19 protein-coding genes are annotated in these 23,565 nt (G+C 66.0%); 5 read left to right on the forward strand and 14 right to left on the reverse strand.

The features are described 5' to 3' along the window. Positions 1–39: 39 nt before the first annotated feature. Both R5H30_RS15175 and R5H30_RS15180 read right to left on the reverse strand, forming a co-directional pair. Complete coding sequence (locus R5H30_RS15175; RefSeq protein ID WP_318329347.1) at positions 40–1,002, reverse strand: Bug family tripartite tricarboxylate transporter substrate binding protein; 963 nt, start codon at positions 1,000–1,002, stop codon at positions 40–42. Positions 1,003–1,123: 121 nt separating this feature from the next. Beyond that, positions 1,124–2,542 (reverse strand): sulfatase family protein, encoded by a 1,419-nt coding sequence (locus tag R5H30_RS15180; RefSeq protein ID WP_318329348.1) that lies wholly within the window; start codon positions 2,540–2,542, stop codon positions 1,124–1,126. 98 nt (positions 2,543–2,640) lie between these two features. On the opposite strand from R5H30_RS15180, the gene R5H30_RS15185 reads away from it, so the two are divergent. Next, entirely contained in the window at positions 2,641–3,525 is an 885-nt protein-coding gene (locus tag R5H30_RS15185) for a LysR family transcriptional regulator (protein ID WP_318329349.1), read from the forward strand. A 79-nt stretch (positions 3,526–3,604) separates the two neighbouring features. Further along, positions 3,605–4,516, forward strand: a complete 912-nt coding sequence (locus tag R5H30_RS15190; protein ID WP_318329350.1) for a LysR family transcriptional regulator — start codon at positions 3,605–3,607, stop codon at positions 4,514–4,516. Here R5H30_RS15190 and R5H30_RS15195 read toward each other — a convergent pair. From R5H30_RS15195 to R5H30_RS15220, 6 genes are all read right to left on the reverse strand, one after another. Beyond that, entirely contained in the window at positions 4,495–5,961 is a 1,467-nt protein-coding gene (locus R5H30_RS15195) for a sulfatase family protein (protein WP_318329351.1), read from the reverse strand. The two genes, R5H30_RS15190 and R5H30_RS15195, sit on opposite strands and share 22 nt — an antisense overlap. 236 nt (positions 5,962–6,197) lie before the next feature. Then, the gene (locus R5H30_RS15200) at positions 6,198–8,180 is read right to left on the reverse strand and encodes a TRAP transporter permease (protein WP_318329352.1); all 1,983 of its coding nucleotides are present in this window, start codon (positions 8,178–8,180) and stop codon (positions 6,198–6,200) included. Continuing rightward, positions 8,177–8,635, reverse strand: coding sequence for a DUF1850 domain-containing protein (locus R5H30_RS15205; protein ID WP_318329353.1), 459 nt, complete (start codon positions 8,633–8,635; stop codon positions 8,177–8,179). The genes R5H30_RS15200 and R5H30_RS15205 overlap by 4 nt, the downstream gene beginning before the upstream one ends. Then, positions 8,632–9,594, reverse strand: coding sequence for a TAXI family TRAP transporter solute-binding subunit (locus R5H30_RS15210; protein ID WP_318329354.1), 963 nt, complete (start codon positions 9,592–9,594; stop codon positions 8,632–8,634). Before R5H30_RS15210 ends, R5H30_RS15205 begins: the two co-directional genes overlap by 4 nt. 409 nt (positions 9,595–10,003) lie before the next feature. Continuing rightward, complete coding sequence (locus R5H30_RS15215; protein WP_318329355.1) at positions 10,004–13,072, reverse strand: efflux RND transporter permease subunit; 3,069 nt, start codon at positions 13,070–13,072, stop codon at positions 10,004–10,006. After that, complete coding sequence (locus tag R5H30_RS15220) at positions 13,069–14,181, reverse strand: efflux RND transporter periplasmic adaptor subunit (RefSeq protein ID WP_318329356.1); 1,113 nt, start codon at positions 14,179–14,181, stop codon at positions 13,069–13,071. The genes R5H30_RS15215 and R5H30_RS15220 overlap by 4 nt, the downstream gene beginning before the upstream one ends. Positions 14,182–14,270: 89 nt before the next feature. On the opposite strand from R5H30_RS15220, the gene R5H30_RS15225 reads away from it, so the two are divergent. After that, positions 14,271–14,924, forward strand: coding sequence for a TetR/AcrR family transcriptional regulator (locus R5H30_RS15225; protein ID WP_318329357.1), 654 nt, complete (start codon positions 14,271–14,273; stop codon positions 14,922–14,924). Between the two features lie 15 nt (positions 14,925–14,939). Here R5H30_RS15225 and R5H30_RS15230 read toward each other — a convergent pair whose 3' ends face one another. From R5H30_RS15230 to R5H30_RS15245, 4 genes are all read right to left on the reverse strand, one after another. Then, positions 14,940–16,463 (reverse strand): tripartite tricarboxylate transporter permease, encoded by a 1,524-nt coding sequence (locus R5H30_RS15230; protein WP_318329358.1) that lies wholly within the window; start codon positions 16,461–16,463, stop codon positions 14,940–14,942. 9 nt (positions 16,464–16,472) lie between these two features. Beyond that, positions 16,473–16,955 (reverse strand): tripartite tricarboxylate transporter TctB family protein, encoded by a 483-nt coding sequence (locus tag R5H30_RS15235; protein WP_318329359.1) that lies wholly within the window; start codon positions 16,953–16,955, stop codon positions 16,473–16,475. Positions 16,956–17,036: 81 nt separating this feature from the next. Continuing rightward, positions 17,037–18,023, reverse strand: coding sequence for a Bug family tripartite tricarboxylate transporter substrate binding protein (locus R5H30_RS15240; protein WP_318329360.1), 987 nt, complete (start codon positions 18,021–18,023; stop codon positions 17,037–17,039). Further along, positions 18,007–19,566, reverse strand: a complete 1,560-nt coding sequence (locus tag R5H30_RS15245; protein WP_318329361.1) for a sulfatase — start codon at positions 19,564–19,566, stop codon at positions 18,007–18,009. The genes R5H30_RS15240 and R5H30_RS15245 overlap by 17 nt, the downstream gene beginning before the upstream one ends. Before the next feature lie 97 nt (positions 19,567–19,663). Between R5H30_RS15245 and R5H30_RS15250 the strand changes: the two genes are divergently transcribed. Continuing rightward, positions 19,664–20,590 (forward strand): LysR family transcriptional regulator, encoded by a 927-nt coding sequence (locus R5H30_RS15250; RefSeq protein WP_318329362.1) that lies wholly within the window; start codon positions 19,664–19,666, stop codon positions 20,588–20,590. 60 nt (positions 20,591–20,650) lie between these two features. On the opposite strand, the gene R5H30_RS15255 is transcribed toward R5H30_RS15250, so the two are convergent. Both R5H30_RS15255 and R5H30_RS15260 read right to left on the reverse strand, forming a co-directional pair. Further along, the gene (locus R5H30_RS15255) at positions 20,651–21,553 is read right to left on the reverse strand and encodes a 5-dehydro-4-deoxyglucarate dehydratase (protein ID WP_318329457.1); all 903 of its coding nucleotides are present in this window, start codon (positions 21,551–21,553) and stop codon (positions 20,651–20,653) included. Positions 21,554–21,600: 47 nt separating this feature from the next. Continuing rightward, the gene (locus tag R5H30_RS15260) at positions 21,601–22,326 is read right to left on the reverse strand and encodes a GntR family transcriptional regulator (RefSeq protein ID WP_318329363.1); all 726 of its coding nucleotides are present in this window, start codon (positions 22,324–22,326) and stop codon (positions 21,601–21,603) included. 127 nt (positions 22,327–22,453) lie between these two features. Between R5H30_RS15260 and R5H30_RS15265 the strand changes: the two genes are divergently transcribed. Further along, positions 22,454–23,485 carry a TRAP transporter substrate-binding protein gene (locus tag R5H30_RS15265; RefSeq protein ID WP_318329364.1) on the forward strand — a complete coding sequence of 344 codons (1,032 nt, stop codon included), beginning with the start codon at positions 22,454–22,456 and terminating at the stop codon, positions 23,483–23,485. The last annotated feature ends 80 nt before the right edge of the window (positions 23,486–23,565 follow it).

Below are 23,565 nucleotides of genomic sequence, written 5' to 3' on the forward strand. Positions count from 1 at the left end.
CGGCGGTCCGGACAAGTCCCGGCCCGCCGCCCGAAGGGCTCAGTTGGTGTTGAGTTCCTTGACCTTGTCGAGCAGGGGCTCGGCCCGGGACCGCCAGGTGTCGAGAACCGCGACCGCCTCTTCCGGCTCGACGAACACGGCGCGGAAGCCTGCGGCCTCGAGCTCGGCTTTCGAGTCCGGATCGTTCACCGCACCGCGCAGCATGTCTGTGAGCATGGTCACGATTTCCTCGGGCGTGTCCTTGGGGGCCAGCCAGAACCGGTGACCGTCGGCCACGATATCCATGCCCATTTCGCGCGCGGTCGGCACATCGGGCAGTTCGGGCACGCGCTCTTCGGAAAAGATCACCAGCGGGTTGAGATCGGCCTCGGCCCACTTGATCATCTCGGAGACGCCGAAGATGGCGACATCCGTGTGCCCGGCCACGACCGAGGGGAAGCGTTTCGCCCCGCCGCCGGTCTGCACGTAACGCAGCTTGTAGTCGCCTTCCTCTTCCATCATCAGCGGCACGAAATGCACGGCCAGCCCGACGTTGGTGGCGACCAGCACCGTGTCGGGGTTCGCCGAGGCCTTCGACGCCAGATCCTCATAGCTCTTGATCTCGTTCGACTTGCCGGTGGCAAGGCCGATCTCGGTGTATCCGGTGCCGCCCAGAATGCGGAAATCGGAATGGTCGAAATCCACCACGCCCATCACCTTCGAGGTAACGAGGCCCTCGTGCCAGAGCCCGATGGTATAGCCGTCTGGGTCGGCGTCCTTGACGTTGCGGGTGGCGATGGTGCCGCCGGCGCCGGGCTGGTTCACCACGGCAAGGTTCTGTCCCAGCGGGTCGGCATTTTCCACGTGGCGCTGGATGACACGGGCGATGGCGTCGACGCTGCCCCCCGCATCGGTGGGCACGATCACCCGGATCGGGCGTTCAGGATATTCGGCCTGGGCCGCGCCGGAGAGACCGGCACTCAGGGCAAGCCCGCAGGCAAGCGATGCAATCAGGCGTTTCATGTGTTCTCCTCCCTAACACTTGTTCGGTCTGCTGCGCCATTTAACGCCAGATTGGGCGGCTATGGCATGTCCTTCAAAGGTGTCTTTCGTCTTTCTGTATTCCCGCGCGGCATGCAGCGGTTCAGCCTGGCGCGGGGGTAAACGGGATGTCGGCGCTTGCGGCGATGGCCTGCGCGCCGCCGTGGCGTGCGATCAGGGCGGCCTGGTCGGCAAAGGCGCGGTCGTTCACCTCTTCCGGGTCGAGTATTGTGCGAAGCTCAGTGGCAAGTGCTGCCAGAGTTTCGGCATGTTCCGGCACGCCGGCGAGATCGGTGCGTTCCTCGGGGTCGTCGACAAGATCGAAGAGTTGCGACGGGGCGTCGACGTATTCGACCAGTTTCCAGCGTCCGCGCGTCAGGGCGAACATCGCGGTGTCGCTGCCGGCCGCGTGGTACTGCGCCAGGACCGGACGGTCGGGTGTCGCGCCACCTGCGATGTCGAACAGCGAGGTTCCGGGATAGTCGTCGGGAATGCCTGCCAGCGCGGTCATCGTCGGGGCGACGTCGATCAGCGAGACCGGCGTGTCGCAAACCTGGCCCCTTGGCAGGTCCGGCCCTGCGAGGATCATCGGAATGCCAAGCGAATCCTCGAACATCACCGACTTGCCCCACATGCCGCGGTTTCCGAGATTGTCGCCGTGATCCGAGGCATAGAGGACCGCCGTTTCATCGGCAAAGCCGCACGCCGACAGCGCCTCGAGGACCTGCCCGACCAGGGCGTCCATCTTGGAGACCATGCCGAAATAGGCTCTGAGGGCATCGGCGCGGGTGGCGTCATCGAAGTGCGCGTCATAGTCAAAATGATGGCGCATTCGGTTCAGGGTCGGGTGATCTGGCGGTGGCAGCGTGAAACCTTCCCGCAGCGTCTCGAGGTCGAGCGCCGTGAAACGCTCGTAGTGGTCCTGTGGCGCGATCAGCGGGAAATGCGGCATCACGAAGCTCACGAAGAGCACGAAACCGTCGTCGCGCCCCGATGCCGCACGTTTGCGCAGCCAGTCGCAGGCGGCATCGGCGATCCGTTCGTCGTAGCTGCAATAGCTGCTTTGCCCCGGTCCGGCCTGCGTGGCTAGATCGGCGGTGCCCGTCTTGGGCGGCAGATCGCGGCGGAACAACCCCTTGAGATCACCCTGGTTGTTCAGAACGTGCAGGGGCAGGATTTCTTCGGTGAAGCCGTGATCTCCGAGACCGCGAAAATGCAGCTTTCCCACTGACACCACGTCGGATCCCTGATCGCGCAACGCGTGATGCCAGGAGGGCGGCGTTCCGTCGTAAGGATGCGCGTTGTCCCAATGCCCCGTTTCGTGCACGTGCCGGCCCGTCGCAAGCGCGGCGCGGGCCGGGACGCAGATCGGGCTGTTACACCAGGCGCGGGTAAAGCGCGTGCCGCGCTCGGCCAGAGCATCGATGTTGGGCGTATGGGCGTGCGGATGGCCATAGCATCCCGCGATGCGGCGGTTGTGTTCGTCCGACAGCAGGAACAGCATGTTGCGGGCGGATGTCATGGATAACTCCGGTCATTGGTCATCGGCAGGGTAGACGATAGAGGCATCCGCGATTACCTCTTTGTCGAGGGTAATCCATAACCATTAGGAATGACTTCGTGGACGTGCACAAAGTCACGATGGTGCGTCGCATCTCGGAACTGGGCAACCTTTCGGCGGCCGCGCGCGATCTCGGGCTGAGCCAGCCGGCGCTCACGAAAATCCTCGCGCGACTCGAGGACGAGCTTGGCGTCCGGCTGTTCGACCGCAGTCCACGCGGCATGGTCCCGACGCCAAGCGGGCAATTTTTCTTGTCGCGGATGCAGAGGTTCGAGGCCGACATGCGCAGCCTGACCCGTGATCTCGCGGCACTCAATGCCGGGCACGGCGGCGAGGTCTCCCTGGGCGTTGGGCAGTTCTGGCTGGGCCGACTTCTGCCGGCGGCCATCGGGCGGATGGCGCGCGTTGCGCCCAACGTGCGGTTCCGCATCCTGGCCGGGTCGCGCAGCGACTCGATCGCCCGGCTGATGGCGGGTGACGTGGACCTGGTGCTGGGACGCATCGCCGACGACATGGACGGCGATCTTGTGGGCGAGGCGATGGCCGACGTGGGCATGTCCCTGGTTGTCCGAGAGGATCATCCGCTGATCCGCCTCGGAAGGCCGGTGCGTTACGAAGAGACCAACTCCTATGGCTGGGTTCTGCCGGCGGACAACGATCCGACCACGCAATATGCCTTTGTCGAGAATGGCTTGCCCGTACCGCAGGCGGTGGTCCTGACCGTGGCGCACAGCCTGACCGTCGCCATCCTGCAGGACACCGACTATATCACGGTCATGCCCGAGATCGCCGGAAACCGCCTGCCCGAGGGGCTTTGCCGGTTGCCGGCCGACTGGCTGGGCTGGTCGCGCCGGGCCGGGGTGATCCGGCTTCGCGACCGAACGCTGCTTCCATGTTGCGACACGTTTGTCGACCAGCTGCGCCGCGTGGTCCGCGAGGGCTGAAGCGGCTGGCGCGCGAGACGCCGGCGTGCCATTCCTTGGCGGAGTGTCCGGCTGTGTTAGCTGTCAGGGAGGGAATGCCATGGATCTTCGCGGCCTGCGCATCTTTCTGGCCGTGTTCGACGCCCGCAGCATTTCGGCGGCGGCGGAGCAGCTGGGCATGAACCAGCCTGCCGTGTCCAAGACCATCCAGCGTCTCGAACGCGATCTGGACCTCACTCTTTTCGACCGCGAGCCGCGCGGCGTGGTACCCACGGTTTTCGCCGAGATGCTGGCCGAGACCGCGCGCGAGATCGATGGGAACCTCCGTGCCGTACTGCGCCGGATCGACGCCACCCGCAACGCGACGACCGGCGAGATCGCCGTGGGGGCAGGCGGCACATGGCAGGAGATTTACCTGCCCGCCGCCCTTTCACGGCTGCTGGCACGGCGGCCCAACGTGCGGGTGCGGATCATTCCCGGACCGCCGGAGCACCTGGTGGCCGAGATGTTGCTCGGGAACATCGACTTCGCCCTTGCGCCCATCGACATTCCCGAGGCCTTCACCGCCCGGGTGCGCACCGAGACCCTGCTGTCGAGCGATCTGGCGGTCGTGGCGCGGCGGGATCACCCGGCGCACGGCCTGATCGATCCGGGCCTCGAGGATCTCGCGGGCCACGGTTGGGCCTTGCCCCTGGGCAACGTGGTGCGGCGACGGTTCGACCAGCTTTTCATCGACGCCGGCCTGACCCCGCCCGTCCCGGCGCTGGAAATAGCCGACACGCAAGGGCTCTACGACGTGCTGGCCAACACCGACCTTCTGTCCTTCGTCTCGGTTCTGCGACTGGATCTCGCCGGGCGCGAGACCATCCTGCCGGTGCACGGGCGCGGACTGACCGTGCGCCGCGACTCGGGGCTGATCCGGCGGCGCTCGTCCTACCTGCCGCCGCTGGCACGCGAACTCATAGAAGACGTCCGGAAAGTGGCCGCGGCTCAGGCGGTACGGTTGCCCTGAAAGGTCGCGCCCGGAGGCGGGCTGGCTCCCATCGAGCCCTTGGCAAGCACTGCCTCGGCGCCGCCGTGCCGGTTCAGAATGGCCAGCTGATCGGCCTTTGCGCGGGCATCCACCTCCTCGGGGTCCAGCCGGGAACGCAGCCGGGTGTCGAAGTCTCGGAGCACCTCGGCACAGTCGGGATCGGCGGCCCGGTCCTGCAGTTCCTCCGGATCGGTTTCGAGGTTGAAAAGCTGCGGCGGCAGGTGCGCGTAGTGAATGTATTTCCACGGCCCCCGGCGCAGCATGAACGCGCCGCTGATCGCTCCGGCGGCGTGGTATTCGCCAAAGACCTCGCGCTCGGGATCGTCCGCAGACTGCGCCAGTTCGAACAGGCTTTGCCCGTCGCGCGGGCGGCCATCGTCCGGAGCCGGCGTCTCGGTGGCGTCGAACACCGTCGGGTAGAGGTCGATCAGGGAGACGGCGGTGTTCACGACCTTCCCCGCCGGTACCCCCGGCCCCGAAATCACCAGCGGCACATGCGCCGATTCCTGGTAGAAGTTGCTTTTCTGCCAAAGCCCGCGCGCCCCGAGGTTGTCGCCGTGATCGGACGCATAGATCAGCCGCGTCGACCCCGTCTGACCCGATGCCTCGACCGCGTCGACCACCCGGCCGAGATTGTGGTCGGTAAAGCTGCAAAGACCGTAGTACGCAGCGATGGCCCGGCGGCGAAGATCGTCATCGAAGAAGCTGTCGGTGATGTAGGCGTGGCGGAACCCTTCGATCCAGGGATGATCAGGCCAGTCCTCGGGGCGGCAGGCCTTGGGAAGGGGCAGGCTTTCGGGATCGTAAAGATCGTAGAACGTGTCCGGCGCGATCAGCGGGAAATGCGGCGCGACGAACCCCACGTAGAGAACCCAGGGTTCCGGCAACCCCGGCGCCACATCGGTCAGCCAATGCACGGCGGCATCGGCGATGGTGCGGTCATAGCGCGTGTAATCGGATTCCCCGCGCCCGACCTTTTCGGCCACTTCCCGGACGCCGTGGCGCACCGGAAGCGGCGCGGACTGGCGGATGGCGCCGAAGAGGTCACCGATACCGTTGACGGCATACATCGCATGGTCCTGGGCGTCGAAGCCCGCATCCACCTCGGCATTGCGAAAGTGCAGTTTGCCGATGGCATGAACCGGTACGTCGTTTTGCTGCAACCCGTGCGCCCAGGTCGGTTCGCGCCCGTCGTACGGGGTGACGTTGCACCAGTGTCCGGTCTGGTGCGGATAGCGCCCGGTCATGAACGAAGCGCGCGACGGCATGCAGATGGGGCTGTTGCAATAGGCGTTGGTGAACCGCGTGCCGCCCTGCGCCAGGCGGTCGATGTTGGGTGTGCGCACGACCGGGTGCCCGCCGCAGCCAAGATACCGGCCGGCATGTTCGTCGGACATCACGAGAACCAGATTGCAGGGATCCATGCCGTAACTTTCAACCGATCGCGTCGGGGTCAGCCTAGGGCATGGCGCACGCGCTCCGAACCGCGGGGCCTGTCCTTATCCATTCCCTCGGCGCATGGCGGGCAGCGGGCGAGGTGATCGCGGCTCGCGCGATTGTCCACCGCCGCGTTGGCAAAGGCAGGTCCGTCGCAGCAACCGCCAATCAAGGATCGACGGCGGGGCAGGGACGGTCGCAGTCCGCCCGTTGCTGCCGGACGTCAGGCCACCTTCGGATCGCCGCCCCCGTTGCCCATCCAGTTCAGCGTCAGCGTCGCCGCAATCAGCGCCAGCCCGACGGCCTCGACGGTGAAGGACGGCCAGAAGCACCCCACGGTCCCGATTGCGGCCACCGCGCGCATCCATGTTTTCATCGGGCCAAAGAGATACCCCTCGATCGCGGCGGCGAAGGCAGTCAGCGCCATGACCGCAAGAAGACCGTTCCAGAGCACGAGGGGCAGCGGACCGCCGAGGATGATCGGCTCGTTGTAGATCATGAACAGCGGGATGAGGTAGAGACCCTTGGCATATTTCCACGCCTGGACGGAGGTCTCCATTGGCCCGGAATTGGCGATGGCGGCGCCGGCGAACCCGGCCAGCGCTACCGGTGGCGTGACGTTGGAATCCTGGCTCCACCAGAACACGACGAGATGCGCGATGATCAGCGGAACGCCGAATTCGTTCTGAAGGGCCGGCCCCACGAGGATAATGAGCACGATGTAGGCCGCGGTCACCGGCAGCCCCATGCCGAGGATCAGCGAGGCGATCACAACGAGGATCAGCGCGAGGAACAGGTTGCCGCCCGAGAAGGCCAGCATCATGGCCGAGAACTTCAGACCCAGACCCGTCAGCCCGACGACGCCGACGATGATCCCGGCGACGGCACAGGCGACCGAGACCGCGACGGCGTTGCGCGCGCCGAGTTCGAGCGCCTCGACGGTTTTCCAGAAGCCGGCTTTCACCATTGCCATTGCGCCCTCTGCCGTCCGGTCATGCTGCAGATAGGACAGAACGGCGCGCAGTGCGGCCGAGGCCATCACCGACAGGATGGCGTAGAAGCCGACCCGCATCGGCGAGTACCCGGCGACGAGCAGCCAGACGAGAATGCCGAGCGGCAGAAGAAAGTGCCAACCTTCCTTCAGCACGTCCCGCACACGCGGCAGCTCGGAGGCGGGCAGGCCTTTCAGCCCCTGTTTCAATGCCGCGATATGCACCAGCAGGTAGACAGCGCCGAAGTAGAGAACCGCGGGGAAGATCGAGATCAGGACAATCTCGATATAGGGGATCCGGGTGAACTCGCTCATCAGGAATGCACCCGCGCCCATCAGCGGCGGCATGATCTGTCCGCCGGTCGAGGCGGCCGCCTCGATGCCGCCGGCCTGCGCCGGTCTGTAGCCCAGACGCTTCATCAGCGGGATCGTGAAGGCGCCCGTGGTCACGACATTGGCGATGGCGGAGCCCGAGATCGACCCCATCCCGGCAGAGGCGATCACCGCGGCCTTGGCCGGACCGCCGCGTTGCCGCCCGGTGGAGGCGTAGGCGAGGTCGATGAAGAACTTGCCGGCCCCCGTCACCTCGAGGAAGGCGCCGAAGAGGACGAAGACGAAGATGAACGTCGCGGCGACACCCAGCGGGATGCCGTAGATGCCTTCGGCCCCGAGCGTCAGCTGGCTCGCCAGCCGGTCGAGCGTGTAGCCGCGGTGATTGAGAATGCCCGGCAGCCAATCGGCGAGAAACGGCAGCTCTCCCCGGTTTCCGGCAAAGGCATAGACGATGAAAAGCGCGCCGATCAGCGTCATGGCAAGACCGATCGCGCGCCGCGCGGCCTCCAGCACGACAAGCGTGGTGATGACGCCCACGACAACGTCCTGCGTGCGCGGGAAGATCGCGTTGGCGATGGCGTCGATGTTGGCCGGCACCCAGAACCCGACGAGGACGCCGCAGAGGATCAGGGTCCCGTCGATCACCCAGCCGATGGCGCCGCGCGGACGGTCGCCGGTGACCGGATAGATCAGGAAACACAGGACAAGGATGAAGCCGAGGTGGATGGGACGCTGAAAGAACAGCCCAAGCGGCTGAATGCCCGCCGCCCAGAGCTGGAACAATGACAGCAAGATCCCGACGACGGCGATCAGACGTAGGGCCCACCAGGGTTGGTTTCGGTCGGCGGCGGCGGTCGGGCTCACCGGTTCGATGTCGGTCATTCCCCTGTCTCCAGTTCAATGCGCACGCGGTCGCGCGCGGCCGCAGCGCTCAGCGAGATGCTTTTTTTGGATGTGACGATGCGGTGATCGACGGCCGGCCCTCCGGGTCTGAGGATGTAGGCGTTGCCTGCCACGGTTTCGTCGATGTCCTCGATCCAGTAGCCGCCGTTGCCGTCCGATGTCTGTCGCCCACGCCCGAGAAAATGGCCCAGTCCGGCGGCGAAGTCGGGCTGATGCGAGCGCACCAGCACCATCGCGCCCGACCGGTTCTCATAGCAGTCCTGTACCGGGAAGCCCTTGACGGAGTGGTTCCAGTGGATGCACCAACCATCCCCGTCGGGCACCGCGACGCGCGCGATCTCGAACCCGTCAGCGCGTGTCGCGACCAGATCGGCAGCGAAAGCGGCGGTCGTGTAAAGGAGGAGCGCGAACGCTCCTCCGATGCCGCGTCTCACTCGCGCAGAGTGTCAGGGATCTCGGCGCCCGCTTCCTCGTAGTACCGGAGCGCGCCGGCGTGCAGCGGTACGGGTGTTGCGTTCATCGAGAACTCGACGGTGGTCTCGTTCGCGGCCGGGTGGATCGCCTGCATGTCGGCGATGTTCTCGTACATGGCCTTTGTGATCTGGTAGACCGTCTCTTCGTCCATCTCGGAGGACACGACCAGCACGTTGGGCACGCCCAGCGTCGAGATGTCCTCGTCCACCCCTTGGTAGGTGCCGCCCGCGAGCGAGAGGGGGGCGAAGGTCGGGTCGGCCTCATCGGCCTTGGCGACTTCCTCGTCGGTCAGCGAGATCATCCGGATCTCGTTGGTGGTGGCGAGGTTGAGAATCGAAGAGGTCGGCGAGCCCACCGACCAGAAGCCGGCGTCGATGTCGCCGTTGGCGAGCGCGTCGGCGGTTTCGTTGAAGTTCAGCCGCTCGGCGGTGAAATCGTCGAACGAGATTCCGTTGGCGGCCAGCAAAGTCTCGGCGTTGACCTCGGTGCCCGACCCCGGTGCACCGACCGACACGCGCTTGCCCGGCAGGTCGGCGATCGACTGAATGTCGGAATCGGCGGCCACGACGATCTGCACCATGTTGGCGTAGAGCGAGCCGACGGCCCGGACCATCGGCAGTTGCTGACCCTCGAACCGTCCGGTGCCCTGGTAGGCCTGCTGCACCGTATCGGCCAGCGCGATGGCGAGGTCGGCGTCGCCGGTCGCGATCAGGCCCATGTTCTCGACGGAGGCCCCGGTGACCTCGGCGGTCGCGGAAAAGCCCTCGACGTGGTTGTTGATGACCTCGGCAAGGCCGCCGCCCATCGGATAGTAGACGCCGCCCGTGCCGCCGGTCGCGATCGAGAGCTGCTGCTGCGCCAGGGCCGGCCCCGACGACGCGATAAGTGCGGCCGCGGCGAGTTTCGTGAATAGTCTCATGGTGTCCTCCCGGTTTTGATTTGTGCCAACGGTATTGTGCTTGGCGCAATTTACAACCGGCTTCTCTCATGCGGTCGCAAATATTGGACCGCCATCGGAAGACGCCGGCATTTGCCGGACGTGGGAGGCTCGGTCGTTGAATCGGTCTGTCTCGTTCACGTCGCCGGCAACCAGCCCGGTCCGGAATGCCGCAGGCAACGCATAACCTTCCGCGACCCTCGGATCGCGAAAACTCCCGGATTTCTCCGCTGGCGCCGTCTCGATCACCCAAGCACGACGCTTAGCGCCATAAGGCTAGTTATGTTATTTAGCGTATCCAGATTCCTTCCGCCTTTGGGGATCCACGCGGGATAAACCTAGCGCCAGCATCGGTTCCGCGCGGCGGTCGGCGCTCGGACACCGGCCGTCGTCATGCGGTGGCCGCCTTTGGGCTGTCCGATACCGTCGACCCGGCCCGCCGGAAGGCAAGCCGGTAGAGCGCCGGCACCCAGACCAGCGCGAGGATCGATGCGCCGCCGAGACCGCCCATCATCAAAGTCGCCATCGGCTCCCACAGCGCGCCGCCGGCGACGGCCATGGGTGCCAGCCCGATGACGGTGGTCAGCGAGGTCAGCAGGATCGGTCGGAACCGCTTTCGCGCAGCCTCGACGATGGCGTCGTCGAGACCCTTGTCCTGGCGCTCGATGTCGATCTGGTCGATCAGCACGATGGCGTTGTTGATGACGATCCCCGACAGCGCGATCAGCCCCAGGATCCCGAAGAAGCTGAGCGGTTTGCCCGCCGCCAGCAGCGCCAGCGGCACACCCGCGATGACAAGCGGCACCGACAGGGCGGTGATGCCGACGCGCCGGAAACTGTCGAACTGCACCATCAGCGCGATGAGCATGACCATGATGGCAATCGGGAATCCGCCGCCGAGCTTGGTGCGCACCTCGGCGGAGTTTTCAGGCTCGCCGCCGATGCCGAGGTCGTAGCCCGGCCCGAGGTCTTCTGCGATCCGGTTCAGCGCCGGGCGCACATGCTCCAGCAGCGCCGCCGACGGCATGGTCTCGGAAATTGCCGAAACGGTGACGGTCGGCATCTGGTCGATACGGCGCAGGGTCGAGAACTCGAGCCGCGGTTGCAGGTCCGCAAGCTGGTCGATCGACAGAACCTGCCCGTCGGCACTGAAGGCCGCGTTCGCGATGGCGGAGTAGTCCTGCCGATCCTCCGGCGCGCCGCGCAGCAGGATCGGCACCAGCCTCTCGCCATCGCGCAATGTGCTGATCTGCCGCCCGTCGAAGAAACCTTCCAGGAGGTCCGAGATGTCGCGAGAGGTCAGGTCATACGGGCGCACGCGGTCCTGCGCGATATCGATCCGCCCCGTGAGGCGCTTGGCGCCCCAGTCGTTGCGGTTCTGGATCAGGCCGGGCACTTCGGCAAAGGCTACCTCGACGTCGTAGGCCGCCGCCAACAGCCTGTCGGGATCCGGCCCGCTCAATTCGACGTCGACTCTCGGTTCGCGCCCGCCCATGGCGAGCCGTTTGAGCCGTACCTGCGCGTCCGGAACACGCGCGGCAACATGAGCGCGCGCGCGGTCGAGAACCGCGCTCGAAGTCTCGAACGAACTTGTCGAGATCAGCAGGAAGGCCGAAGCCGGATCGACATCCGCCGGATCCAGCGAAAGCACGAAGCGCGGGCCGCCTGCGCCGACATAGGTGGTGACGCCGGTGACCTCGGGATTTTCCGCGCCGGTCAGCCAGTCCGAGAACGCCAGCGCCGTGTCGCGCGTCTCCGAGATGTCGGTGCCTTTCGGCATGTCGAGATAGGCGAGGATCTGGGCGCGTTCGGACAGCGGGAACAGTTGCTGCGGCACGCCCGGCATCCGCGATGCCCCGAAGCCGATCACAAGCAGAACCAACCCGGCGGAGACCAGCGGCCAGGCGATCACGCGTCGCACCAGTGCTGCATACCTGTCGGCCACCCGGTCGAAGACCGTCGGTTTTGGCTCGGCCTCCGGTTCTGGAATGATCCATACCGCGATCCGCGGCAGGATGTAGAGCGCCGACAGGAAGCTGCCCGTCAGCATCAGCATGACCACGACCCCCAGCGAATACCCGTATTCGCCCTCGGTCCCGATCAGCAGGAAAAGCGGCAGGAAGGCGGCCACCGTCGTGACAGAAGCGATGGCCAGCGGCACGACGTATTGTCGCCCGGCCTCGATCGCCGCGTCGGCACGGGCCGCGCCCTCGCCGATCCGGCGTTGCATGTCCTCGACGATCACGACGCCGTTGTCGACAAGCAGGCCGAGCGAAATGATGATCGCAGCAATCGAGACCTGCTGAAGCTCGACCCCGAACGGACCCATTAACCCGAAGGCGAAGCTGACGGCCAACGGAACGATGGCCGCGACCACAAGCGCCTCGCGCCAGCCGAGGAAAAACAGCATCACGATGAGGACCACGGCGAAGGTCTGCGCCATGTTCAGCAGCGCGCCGTAGACGCTGTCCTCGACGATCTCGGGCTGGAAGGTGCTGAAGGTCGCGTCGATCCCGATGGGCTGGCCGGCGAGAAATGCCGCGACGGTTTCCTTCAGTTGCGGCCCCACGTCGGTTATGTCCTCGCCATCCTGCATCTCGACCGCAAGCACAATGGCCGGTCGGCCATCCTGAAAGACCGGGCGCACCGGCGGGTCGGACAGTCCGCGCGTCACGGTGACAAGATCGCCAAGCCGCACCAGGCCTTGATCCGGCAGTTCGATGAGCAGGTCGCGGATGTCCTCGACCCCTGCGAGGTCTCCGGAGGTATCCAGCGGCACCCGCGCCGTGCCACTGACCACCGACCCCGACGGGAGGCGCACGTTTTGATCGCGCACCGCGGCGATCACCTGGTTCAGTGTCGTCCCGATGGCCGCCTGCCGCGCCCGGTCGATCTGGAGTGTCACGACCTCGTCCTGCTGACCGTAGAGCGTCACCGCCGCCACGGCGTCGAGCGCGTAGAGCCTGTCGCGCAACGCCTTCGCAGCGTCCTCCACTTCGGGCAGCGCGAACCCTTCCCCGGTGACCGCGATGGTGGCGACGGCGACATCGCCGAAGTCGCTGTTCACGATCGGGCCGAGCGTTCCCTCGGGCAACGTTCGCGCCAGCCCGTCCATGTCGTCGCGGATCTCGTCGAACACGCGCTTGAGGTCTTCCTCGGGCACTTCGTCTGCCAGATCGACCTGGAGGATCGCCGCCCCGCCGGTCAGCTGCGTCCGGACCTCCGAGACGCCGGGAACCGCGCGGGCGGCTTCCTCCAGCGGCAGCGCCACCAGTTCTTCGAGCTGCGCAAGCGTCAGCCCCTCGTTGGCCGCGGTCACGATCGCGGTCCGAACGGTGATCGCTGGATCCTCGCGCTTGGGGAAGTTCAGGTAGCTCGAGACGCCGACCGCGATCAAAAGGATCGAGACGAGGATCGTCAGGCGGCTGTAGGACAGTCCGAAACGGGTCAGCGCGCTCATGGCGACTCCTCCCAGAGCGTGACCGGCTGGTCTGCGCGCAGGAACGACACGCCCGCGGTCACGACGCGCTCGCCCTCGGAAAGCCCGTCGGTGACAAAGACCTTGTCCTCGACCACGGCGGAGATTCCGACGGTGCGCGGCGTGACGGTGCCGGGCGCCTCCCCGTCGCCTTCCGTGAACACGAAGACATCTGCCGTGCGCGTCAGATCGTCGAGTTTGGCCGACCGGTTGAGTGCCAGCGCGGAAATCGGGATCGGCAGACCGTCTGCGGCCTCCGGAAGCGGCAGCGGCAAGCTGACGCCCACGGCCATGCCCGAGCGCAGGTCGGGCCGCGTGTCTTCGAGCGTCACCACCACCGGGAAGGAGGACACCGCCGGCGCGCGCCGGGCGATCTCGGTGATCGTGGCTTCGAGCGGCGCGTCGGGACCGTCCGTCGGCAGCACGCTGACCGGATCGCCAAGCGACAGCTGCGACACCACGTCGTAGCTCACGAGGATCGTCGCCTGCAGGCCGGTGTCGGGGTAGATCGTGACCACCGGCTGACCCGCGGCGACGTTGCCGAACGCATCGACCTCGATGGTGTTCACGATCCCGTCGAACGGCGCCTTGAGGCTGGTGTCGGCGAGGCTTTCTTCGAGCAGGTTGAGGTTCTTCTCGGCCTGTTCCAGTCGCGCCTGCGCCTGCCGCTCGGCGGTGACCGCGCTGTCGCGGGCCGCCTCGGACGCGACGCCGCGTTCGGCCAGCGTGCGCTGGCGGTTCGCGGTATCGGCGGCGTTGGCCAGCCCGGCCTCGGCCTCGGTCACCGCGGCCCTGGCCTGTTCCAGCCGCAAAGACGCATCGACCGCCTCGACCTGCGCCAGCACCTCGCCCTCGGACACCTCCTGCCCGATCCGTAGGCCCAGCGGGCCAAGCCGGCCGGTCACGTCGAAAGCCAGCCGCGTGATCTCGGGCGGTTCGAGGATCGCAGGGAAATGCCGCACGCGCACCGGGTCTTCGGCAGCGACGACGATCGTGCGAACCGCGCGCGGAGTATCGTCCGGGAGGGGCTCCTCCTCACCCCAGCAGGCGGCAAGCAGCAGCAGGGCGGCTGCGGGCAACATGTGTCGCATCTGTCGTCCTCCGAAAACGGTACTCTTGAATACCAACGTTCGGTTACATATGGTACTGACAGATACCACGTCAAGACGAAGGACCGGGAATGGCGGAAACGATTGAGCGCAGCCGTCAGGAAGCGCGCCGCGAGAAGATGATCGCGGCGGCGCGAAAACTGTTCGTCGAGAAGGGGTTCGAAGCGACATCGCTCGATGACATCATCGCCGAAACCGGCGGGTCGCGCCGGAACGTCTATCTCGAGTTCGGCGGCAAGGAAGGCTTGTTGCGGGCGGTGATCGAACAGATCGTCAGCGGGATCGCCCGCGATGCCGCCCTGCCGGACGAAGAGGTTCTGGCCCCCCGCGACTGGCTGATCGCCGTCGGCACGGCCTTCGTCACCCGCCTGTTGTCGCCCGAGGTCACCGCCGTCTTCCGCCAGTTCATCGCCACCGGCGGCGCCGACCGCGACACCGCCGACCTGCTTTGGCAGGCAGGCCCGATGCGGCTGCGCAAGGTGCTCGAGCACTGGCTGACCGAGCAGGCAAGCGCTGGTGCGCTCGATGTGCCGGACCCGGCCTTCGTCGCCCGGATCCTGCCCGAGATGCTGCGCGGCGGCCTGCAGGTCGAACTGCTCATCGGGCGTCGACCCACCGTGTCGGAGGCCGAAATCCGCCGCCAGGTCGAACAGGCGACGGACTTTGCGCTTGCCGCAATGGCACCGCGCGGGTCCCGCCGCGACGGGACCGGTCCGGATCGTTGAGACCAGCCCGATGCGTCAGGGCTCGCGACTCACCCCGTCCGTTGCCTCGGCGGACCGCGTTGTCGTCTTGGGATAGATCGTCGAATAGACCACGTAGGCGAACAGAAGCGCGACGATGACGAGGATCGTTGCCGAAATGGGCCGTTCGATGAAGATCATCGGCCCGTCGCGCGAGATCAGCAGGGACCGCCGCAGGTTGTTCTCGAGAATGGGCCCGAGGATGATCCCGATGATGATCGGCGCCAGCGGATAACTTGCGCGGCGCATCAGGTAGCCCACGACGCCGAAGAAAAGCATCACCCACAGGTCGAAGGTCGAGTTCTGCAGCGAATAGGTACCCATGACCGAAAGCAGCAGCACCGCGGGCAAAAGCCAGGCCTTGGGCACCTTCAGCACCGCGCCGAAAAACGGCACCAGCACGATGCCCGCGATCAGCAGCATGACGTTGCTGGTGAGATAGGCGATGAAGATGCCGCCCGCGATATCTGGATTGTAGCGGAAGAGCTCCGGTCCCGGAAAGAACCCCAGCAGGAAGAGCGCGCCGAGCAGCACCGCCGTCGAGGCATCGCCCGGGATGCCCAGCGACAGCGTCGGGATCAGCGCCCCGCCGCAGCAGCCGTTGTTGGCCGCTTCCGTCGCGACCACCCCGCCCTCGGCGCCCTCGCCGTACCCTTCCTCGGGCTTGGCGAGCCGGCGCGCCACCGCGTAGGAGATGAAGGCCGACACATCGCCGCCCGCACCCGGAATGGCCCCGAAGAACGTCCCGATCAGGGCCGAGCGCAGCACGTTGAGCTTGTGGCGCAGGATCAGGCGCAGGGCGCGAAACGACACCGCGATGCGCTGGATGTCGGGCCGTTGCAGGAACCCGCCGGCCTCGACCTGGAAGAAGAGTTCCGAAAGCGCGAAGAGACCGACGACAACCGCGACGATGTGCGGGCCGCTGGTCAGGTTGAAGTTCCCGAAGGTGAAGCGGTAGGCGTTGGTGAACTCGTCCGTGCCGACCGTGGCGATCAGCAGGCCGAAACAGCCGGCCATCAGCCCCTTGATCGCCGAGCCTTCCGAGACGATGGCGATGGTCAAAAGGCCCAGAACGGCCATCGCGGCGTATTCCGGGGGCGCGAAGTTCAGCGCGAAGGCCGCGACGATGGGCGAGAAGAAGAGCAAGACGCAACCACCCACCAGCCCGCCGAGTGCCGAGGCGGTGATCGCGAGCCCTATGGCGTCCTGGCTGCGGCCTTTCTGGGCCATCGGATAGCCGTCGAACAGCGTCGCAGCGGCAAGCGGCGTGCCCGGGATGCGTAACAGGATCGCAGAGATCGACCCGCCAGCCGAACCGCCGACCTGGATCGCGATCAGCATGCCCATGGCCGCGATCGGTGGCAGATGGAAGGCGACCGGGAGCATCAGCACGATGCCCAGCAGCGGGCCGAGTCCGGGCAGCACGCCGATCAGCAGACCGGCCACGACGCCGACCAGCGTCAGCAGGACCGACTGCACGGTGAAGAAAAGCGGCGCCCCTTCGGACAGCAGGTCGAACACGCGGGCCTCCTAGCCGAAGAAGGTGAATTTCGAAAAGCCGAGCGGCAGCACCACGTTCAGCAGGCCCTCGAAGATGAAGGCCACAGCGACGGTAAGCCCGACGGCAAAGTGCAGCGTGTTGAGCCAGCCGACCCCGAAGAGCCGCAGCAGCGCCGCAAGCAGCAGCGGTGCCGCGATGTAGTAGCCGAGCCAGCCGAGAGACAGCAGGAACACAATGAACAGTGCACTGGCGGTCAGGGCCGTCCGGGTCGTCGGCGTGCCCTCGACAGGCGAGGGCTGGCCGACATGACCCGTCGCGATCCGCAGCGCCTGCAGTCCGCAGAGACCCAGCAGAACCCAGGCGACGATCTCGGGGAAGATCGCGGCGTTCTGCATCGGGCCGCCGCTGGCCACCTCCTGTTCGGTCAGCGACGTGGCGATCTGCCAGAATGCAACGGCCGGAAGCCCGAGCATGAGCGCCCAGACGATCCAGTCATACCCGTAACGTCGCACCGGTCTCTCCCTTGCGCCGGGCATGGCCGACATCCGACCATGCCCCTGCCCCGGCGAGTTTGCCGCGCCGGTGTCCCCGTGTCACTGGCCGAGCTTGCCTTCTTCCCAGGCGATCGCGTCGATCCCGCTGCTGATCTGTTCCGCGATCGGGCCCACGACCGCGTCGTAGCTTTCAGGGGCCTGCAGGGTCGGAACGTAGCCCATGTCGATCAGTTTCTGCTGGATGTCCTCGCGCGCCAGGGCCGCGCCCATGGCGCCGCGCAGCGTCGCGACCACATCCTCGGGCGTGCCCTTTTCGACCAGCCACCAGTTCCAGCCCATCGTCGACAGGCCGGTCATCTCGATGTCGATGCCGAAGCTGCCCACCAGCGGGGCACCGCCGTAGGTTTCTGAGGCCGCGCCGAAATCCGACAGCACGGCAAGGATGTCGACGTCTTCCTTGTTGATCGCGTAAACGCCGGTGTTGATGACCATGAAATCAAGGATGCCGCCGCGCACGTCACGTACCGCCGCGTCGATTTCCGGGTAAGGTACCACCTGGGCATGCACGTCCGCCACCTGCATCATCTTGGCGGCCGACATGTGCGGCAGCGCGCCGGGCGTGCCAGGCGAATAGCGCAGCTCGCCGGGGTTCTCGCGCATGTAGTCGATCAGCGCGTCGAGATCCGGAAAGCGGTCGTCGCCCTTGCGCACCGCGATGGCGAAAGCGTTCGCGGTCGCCGACCACAGCGGCACGAAATCGGTGTAGCTCCAGTCCGCGTTGCCCTGCATCGGCTGCAGCACCAGCGGGGCCACGTAGCCGTCGATAATCGTGTAGCCGTCGGCATCCCGCGACAGCGCGGTCTCGAAGGCCTTGACCCCGCCGGCGCCGGGCGTCGAGACGACCGAGATGTTGACGCCGAGTTCTTCGCCCATCGCGTCGGCGATGACCTGGCTTGCCGCCATCGTCGCGCCGGGGTTCCAGGGATAGATGTTCTCGATGTTGCGTTCGGGAAACTCGGCCAGCGCCGGACCCGTCGCAAGCGCCAGCCCGAGGGCCGCGCCGATCAGTTTAGGTGACAGTTGCATGTGGTTCCTCCCTTGCATGTGTCCTGTAGGTTTCGATCCCGTACCAGCCATAGACCTCCTGAGGCGTGTCGAGATCCTCGAGCACCGCGACCGCGCCGCGCATCAGCCGTTCGGCCACCGCCGGATCGTCCAGCGGCTGCTGTTGCTCGGGGTCCTTCGAGATATCGAAGAGGCGCGTTCCGACGTCCCCGAAGGCCAGCCCGTCGTTCATCGGCACCCGCTTCGCCCCCGGCAGGGCTGCGATCGACAGCACCGGCGCGCCCCGCGTGAAGTCGAACCCCGGCGACAGTGTCGCGGTGCGCAGCTCTTCGGCGGTAAAGAACGTGTCCATGTGCGTGGGCATCAGCGTGTATTCCCGCAGCCCTTCGGCATAGAGGTCCGGCGGGTAGTGGTAGTAGGAATAGCGCCCGTCGGTGACGCCGAGCGGCCCGCCGAAGACGCCGAAGACGGCAACATCGCGGCCGATCTTGTCGCGTCCGGCAACGGTATCGTGCAGATCGCGCCCGCGCACCTCGGCGGGGACCGCGACACCGTTGAGACCCAGCAGCGTGGGCATGAGATCCGCGGTCTGGGTCAGTGCCTCGCTGCGCCGCCCCGCCGCCTGCGGCGCACGCGGATCGTGGATCATCAGCGGGATGTGGCTGATCTCTTCGTAATATGGTGTGCGCATCTTGCCCCACCAGTCATGCTCGGACAGCAGGAACCCGTGGTCGGTCGACAGCACCAGTGCGGTATCGGCCCAAAGATCGTGTTCGTCGAAATAGTCGAGCAGGCGCCCGAAATGCGCGTCGCACATCGCCAGAAGTGCTGCGTAATTGGCCCGGATCTCTGCGATCTCGGTGTCACTCTCGGTCACTTCCGCATAGCGCGGCCAGTCGAGGATCGGCCCTTCGTACCCGCTTTCGTAGGCGTCGCGGTAGGGCTCGGGGGCATGAAACGGCTCGTGCGGATCGAAGCACTCGATCATCAGAAGCCAGTCCTGTGCGGCGCGGTTGCGGTCGAGGAACGCCAGCCCCGCGTCGAAGCACTGCGGCCCCGGGAAATCCCTTTCCTCCCGGATCACCTCGCGATTGATCATGCCCTGAAACCGCTTGTCCGAGCGGTCGAAGGGATAGTTCTTGTCCGAATATGTCTCGCGGAACCGGTCCACGGGTGGCTCGACCATCGCCACCCAGGGGTCGTGCTCCTGCCCGCGGATGAACTCCCAGGTGTTGAAGCGCGTGTGATAGCCAGACCCGCCATCCTCGAAGTAGTGCAGGTGGTCGGTAATCAGGTGAGTGTAGACACCTGCGTCGCCGAGGATCTGCGCAAACGAATTGTCGAACGGTTCGAGCGGCCCCCAGGACCGGTGCGTGAAGTTGAGCCGCCCCGAATGCATGTCGCGCCGCGCCGGCATGCAGGGCAGAGACCCGACGTAGTGCCGATCGAAGGTCATCGCACGTTTTGCGAAACGGTCGAAGTTCGGCGTCTTGACCGTCGTGCCGCCATAGGCGCCGAGGGCTGCGCGATTGAGGCTGTCGAACAGCACAAAGACCGATTTCATCGTTTCCTCCCGAAGCTCCACCAAGAGGATGCCGCGCCGATCAAGATAATGTAAAATGAGTATTGAAGCGTTCTCGATAAGCATGATTTATCGAAGCATGGACTCGCTCTTTTTAAACCGGCGGATCGCGCAGTTTCTCGCGGTTTACGAGACGCAGAACATTCACCGGGCTTCGGAGCGCCTCGGCATCACGCAGCCCGCGCTGACCGTGAGCCTGAAGAACCTCGAGGACGAACTTGGCCAGCCCCTTTTCGAGCGCTCGGTCAAGGGCATGGCGCCCCTGCCCGCCGCGGACGCGCTTTACCGGTTCGGGACCGCGCTGCGGCAGGGCGGGCGACTGGCCTCGGACGAGATGCGAATGCAGCGCGGAGATGCCGGCGGCACGCTTCGGATCGGCGCCGGTGTCGCCTGGGCGGCGACGCTCCTGCCAGGCACGCTGCGCGAAATGCACCGGCAATTCCCGGACCTGTCTTTCGACCTCATCTCCGGCGTCGGGGACCAGCTCGCTGCGCGTCTTGCGGACGGAGAACTTGACGTTGTCGTGGCCGCCGGGTCCATCGCCCGGCTGCTGTCGGACGGGTTCGAACAACAGCACGTCGTGAACCTGCCGATGAAAGTCGTCGCCGATCCGGCATCACCATTGGGGCAAAAGCGATGCATCTCGGCGGCGGACATGGTTTCGACGCCCTGGGTTGGATTCTACGAGGATGACATCATCGTCCAGCAATCACGGCATTTCATGGCGCTGCGCGGGCTGCCGCCGCCGCGCTTCGTGATGCGCTCGAATTCGCCGGCCACGCTCACCGCCTTCATTAAAGGTTCCGACTTTATCTCGGTTCTCATCGGCCCGCTGGTCGCGCCGGCGATCGAGGCCGGCCTCGTCGAGCTGGAGCTCGAGGACCCGCTCTGGGAGCTGCCGGTCAATCTCTACAACCGCGCCTTTGCCGAGAGTTACTCGCCGCTCAAGGCGTTCAAGGCGCTGTGCGTGGAGCGTATCCGGGCCTTCGATCCGGCTCCGCGCTGAACCCGGGTGGATCGGTTTCAGCCGCAACGACCGCCTGCACATCCCGCATTTCGCCCGCCGTCATCGCCGCGAGGCGATCAATGCCGACAGCATGTCCCGTTCTTCACCGGTCAAGTCGGTGAGCGGCGGGCGGACCGATCCGGTGTCAAAACCCCGCAGCGTGACGCCGGCCTTGATCGCGGATACGGCATAGCCGGTCTTGCGGTCGCGGATCCGCGCGAAGGGATAGTAGAAATCGCGCAGCATGTGCTCGCAGGCTGCGTCGTCCCTGGCGGTGAAGGCCCGATGAAACGCAAGCGCGGTTTCGGGGGCGAAGTTGAAGACGGCCGAGGAATAGGTGTCGACCCCGGCACCGCGGTAGGCTTGCGCGAAAAGCTCGTGCGTCGGCATCCCGCCGATGTAGGCCAGCCTGTCGCCGAGGCTCACGGTGATCCGCTTGACCGTGTCGATGTCGCCGGTGCCGTCCTTGAAACCGACGAGGTTCGGGCAGCCGTCGGCCAGCCGCGCAAGCGTGTCCGCCGAAACGACCGATTGGCCGCGGTTGTAGACGATGACCCCCATGCGGGTCGCATTGCACACAGTCCGGATGTGTGTCTCGATCCCGTCCTGCGGTGCGCCGATCAGGTAATGCGGCAGCAGCAGGATGCCGTCGGCACCCGCCGCCTCGATGCCTTGCGCCATCTCGCAGGCGAGCCGGGTGCCGTAGCCGCAGCCGGCGATCACCGGACGGTCGGGCTGGGCGGCACGGGCCGCCCGGACCACCGCGACCACCTCGTCCGGCGTCAGGCTGAAGAGTTCGCCGGTGCCGCCCGCCACGATTAGCCCGGCGATGTCGTGCGGCGACAGCCATTCGAGATGCGCGGCGAAGGCGCGCGGGTTGAAGGCGTCTTCGGCATCGAAGGGCGTCACCGGAAAGGACAGCAGCCCCGAGCGCAGCACGTCGCGCAGTTCTTCTGGGTGGATCACGTCTTGGCCTCCGGGTGTTTCGGGATCAGTTCGCCGGTGCGCGTTTAGCCGCCGCCCCAGCGAAAGTCGTCGTCGGTGAAATAGTCGGGGTGTTCGCCCCGGATCGCCTCGACCCGGCTGATCGTGCCCGAGAGGTGCCGGCGCATGGCGTCCACCGCAGCCGGCGGATGGCGCCGTGACAGCCCGTCGAGGATCGACCGATGCGCGTCGACGATGCTGCGCATCTTGCCCTCGAGGGGCAGTTCGAGCCGTTGGCAGCGATAGAGGTGACCCAGCCGAACGAGCAGCAGCGCATGCAGGCTTTCCATCCCGACGCCTTCGAACAGCGTCCGGTGAAAGGTCCGGTCGAGATCGGAGAACATCGGCATCTGATCTTCCGTGCCGACCAGGATCTCCTGCATGTCGACGATGGCCTTCGCGCGTCCGACCACGTCCACGCCGTCGCCGGATGCGAGCCTGCGCACGACTTCTGTCTCGACTGAGACCCGCAGGAAATGCGTTTCGGAGAGTTGCCGCACGTCGATCTTCGACACCACGGTCCGCGACTGCGGAAAGATCCGGACCAGCCCCTCCTGTTCGAGCCGCTGCAGCGCCTCGCGCACCGGGGTCTGGCTGACGCGGTATTGCGCGGTCAACTCGCCGCGACTGAGCGTCGAACCGGGCGGCAGGTCGAAGTCGATGATCCGTGCGCGCAGGTCCCGGTAAACCCGTTCCGGCGCCGCCGCAGCACCTCCTCCGAACAAGTCGACTTTGTTGACGGCAGTTCCCATTTGATCCTTGGTGCGAAAATTCCATTGTATCGTAGATAGTTGACCGTGGTAGTCAACTAATATATCAGTTGACGAATTAGAAGGACGGCGTGGCCGTTCGCGATCCACTGACTTCGGGAGGAGTGTCATGAAGATCAACGCGTTGGGAAAAACCCTTGCCATAGCGGCGGTGTTGGGAGTCGCTGCGGGCGCGGCGCAGGCCGCCGACCGGGTTCTGAAAATCCAGACCTCGTCGAATGCGAGCCACGCCTCGCTGGCCTACCTCAACGAGGAATGGGTGCCGAAGCTCGAGACGATGACGGGCGGCGCGCTGACCGTGGAACTGCTTCCCGTCGACGCCGTCGTGCCCCGGCGGGAGACCGCCGAGGCGATCGCGGTCGGCATTCTCGATGGCGATCTCACCTCGATCAACTACTTCGCCGGGATCGATCCGGCCTTCGCACTGATGGGCGACCTCATCGCGGGGTATGACAGCGCCGACCAGATCCAGGCTTTCTGTGCCCAGGGTGGCGGCAAGGAGATGCTGCAAAAGCTCTACGACACCCATTTCCCGGGCGTGCATGTCATCGGCTGTGGCGCTTATGCCCGCGAGGCTTTTGTATCCAAGGTGCCGGTGCGCGGTGTCGCCGATCTCGAAGGGCTGAAGATCCGCTCTCCCGAGGGCCTTGCGGCCGATGTCTTCAAGCGCGCAGGTGCGGCGCCGGTGTCGATGTCCGGTTCGGAAACCTACGGCGCGCTGGAAAAGGGCGTGATCGACGCCGCCGACAATTCGGCCTATGCCAACAACGATGCCAACGGCATGCACAAGATCGCGAAGTACCCGATCTTCCCCGGCATCCACTCGACCCCGATCCTGCAGTTCACGGTCAGCCAGGCGGTCTATGACGAGCTTTCCGAGCAGGAGCGCGTGGCGCTCGAAACTTGGTACCTCGCCGCCTACAACGGCTTGCGCCAGCATTTCGACCGGCTCGACCGGCAGCTCGTGGCCCGTGACAAGGCCGCCGGCGAGATCGAGGTGATCGACTGGCCACAGGAAGAGCGCGACGCGCTGCGTGAAATCGCACAGGCCGCCTGGAACGACTTCGCCGCGGGCTCTGATCTCGCCAAGGAAGTCTTTGACGCGCATGTCGCCTTCATGAAGGAGGCCGGCCTGCTCTGAGGCGGCCACCCAGTAAAACGCGCGCGTCCCGGGCCGGCCCCGGGGCGGCGCCGCTCCCGCGGGAGCCGGGCAGAACCGGG

Origin of the sequence: Roseobacter sp. FCG-D35, assembly GCF_033436665.1 — a bacterium.
Classification (GTDB): Bacteria; Pseudomonadota; Alphaproteobacteria; order Rhodobacterales; family Rhodobacteraceae; genus JAWQFO01.

Coding starts and splice junctions, on each gene's coding strand:
- R5H30_RS15175 (WP_318329347.1), bottom strand. CDS start 1,002: ATGAAACGCCTGATTGCATCGCTTGCCTGCGGGCTTGCCCTGAGTGCC.
- R5H30_RS15180 (WP_318329348.1), bottom strand. CDS start 2,542: ATGACATCCGCCCGCAACATGCTGTTCCTGCTGTCGGACGAACACAAC.
- R5H30_RS15190 (WP_318329350.1), top strand. CDS start 3,605: ATGGATCTTCGCGGCCTGCGCATCTTTCTGGCCGTGTTCGACGCCCGC.
- R5H30_RS15195 (WP_318329351.1), bottom strand. CDS start 5,961: ATGGATCCCTGCAATCTGGTTCTCGTGATGTCCGACGAACATGCCGGC.
- R5H30_RS15200 (WP_318329352.1), bottom strand. CDS start 8,180: ATGACCGACATCGAACCGGTGAGCCCGACCGCCGCCGCCGACCGAAAC.
- R5H30_RS15210 (WP_318329354.1), bottom strand. CDS start 9,594: ATGAGACTATTCACGAAACTCGCCGCGGCCGCACTTATCGCGTCGTCG.
- R5H30_RS15215 (WP_318329355.1), bottom strand. CDS start 13,072: ATGAGCGCGCTGACCCGTTTCGGACTGTCCTACAGCCGCCTGACGATC.
- R5H30_RS15220 (WP_318329356.1), bottom strand. CDS start 14,181: ATGCGACACATGTTGCCCGCAGCCGCCCTGCTGCTGCTTGCCGCCTGC.
- R5H30_RS15225 (WP_318329357.1), top strand. CDS start 14,271: ATGGCGGAAACGATTGAGCGCAGCCGTCAGGAAGCGCGCCGCGAGAAG.
- R5H30_RS15240 (WP_318329360.1), bottom strand. CDS start 18,023: ATGCAACTGTCACCTAAACTGATCGGCGCGGCCCTCGGGCTGGCGCTT.
- R5H30_RS15245 (WP_318329361.1), bottom strand. CDS start 19,566: ATGAAATCGGTCTTTGTGCTGTTCGACAGCCTCAATCGCGCAGCCCTC.
- R5H30_RS15250 (WP_318329362.1), top strand. CDS start 19,664: ATGGACTCGCTCTTTTTAAACCGGCGGATCGCGCAGTTTCTCGCGGTT.
- R5H30_RS15260 (WP_318329363.1), bottom strand. CDS start 22,326: ATGGGAACTGCCGTCAACAAAGTCGACTTGTTCGGAGGAGGTGCTGCG.
- R5H30_RS15265 (WP_318329364.1), top strand. CDS start 22,454: ATGAAGATCAACGCGTTGGGAAAAACCCTTGCCATAGCGGCGGTGTTG.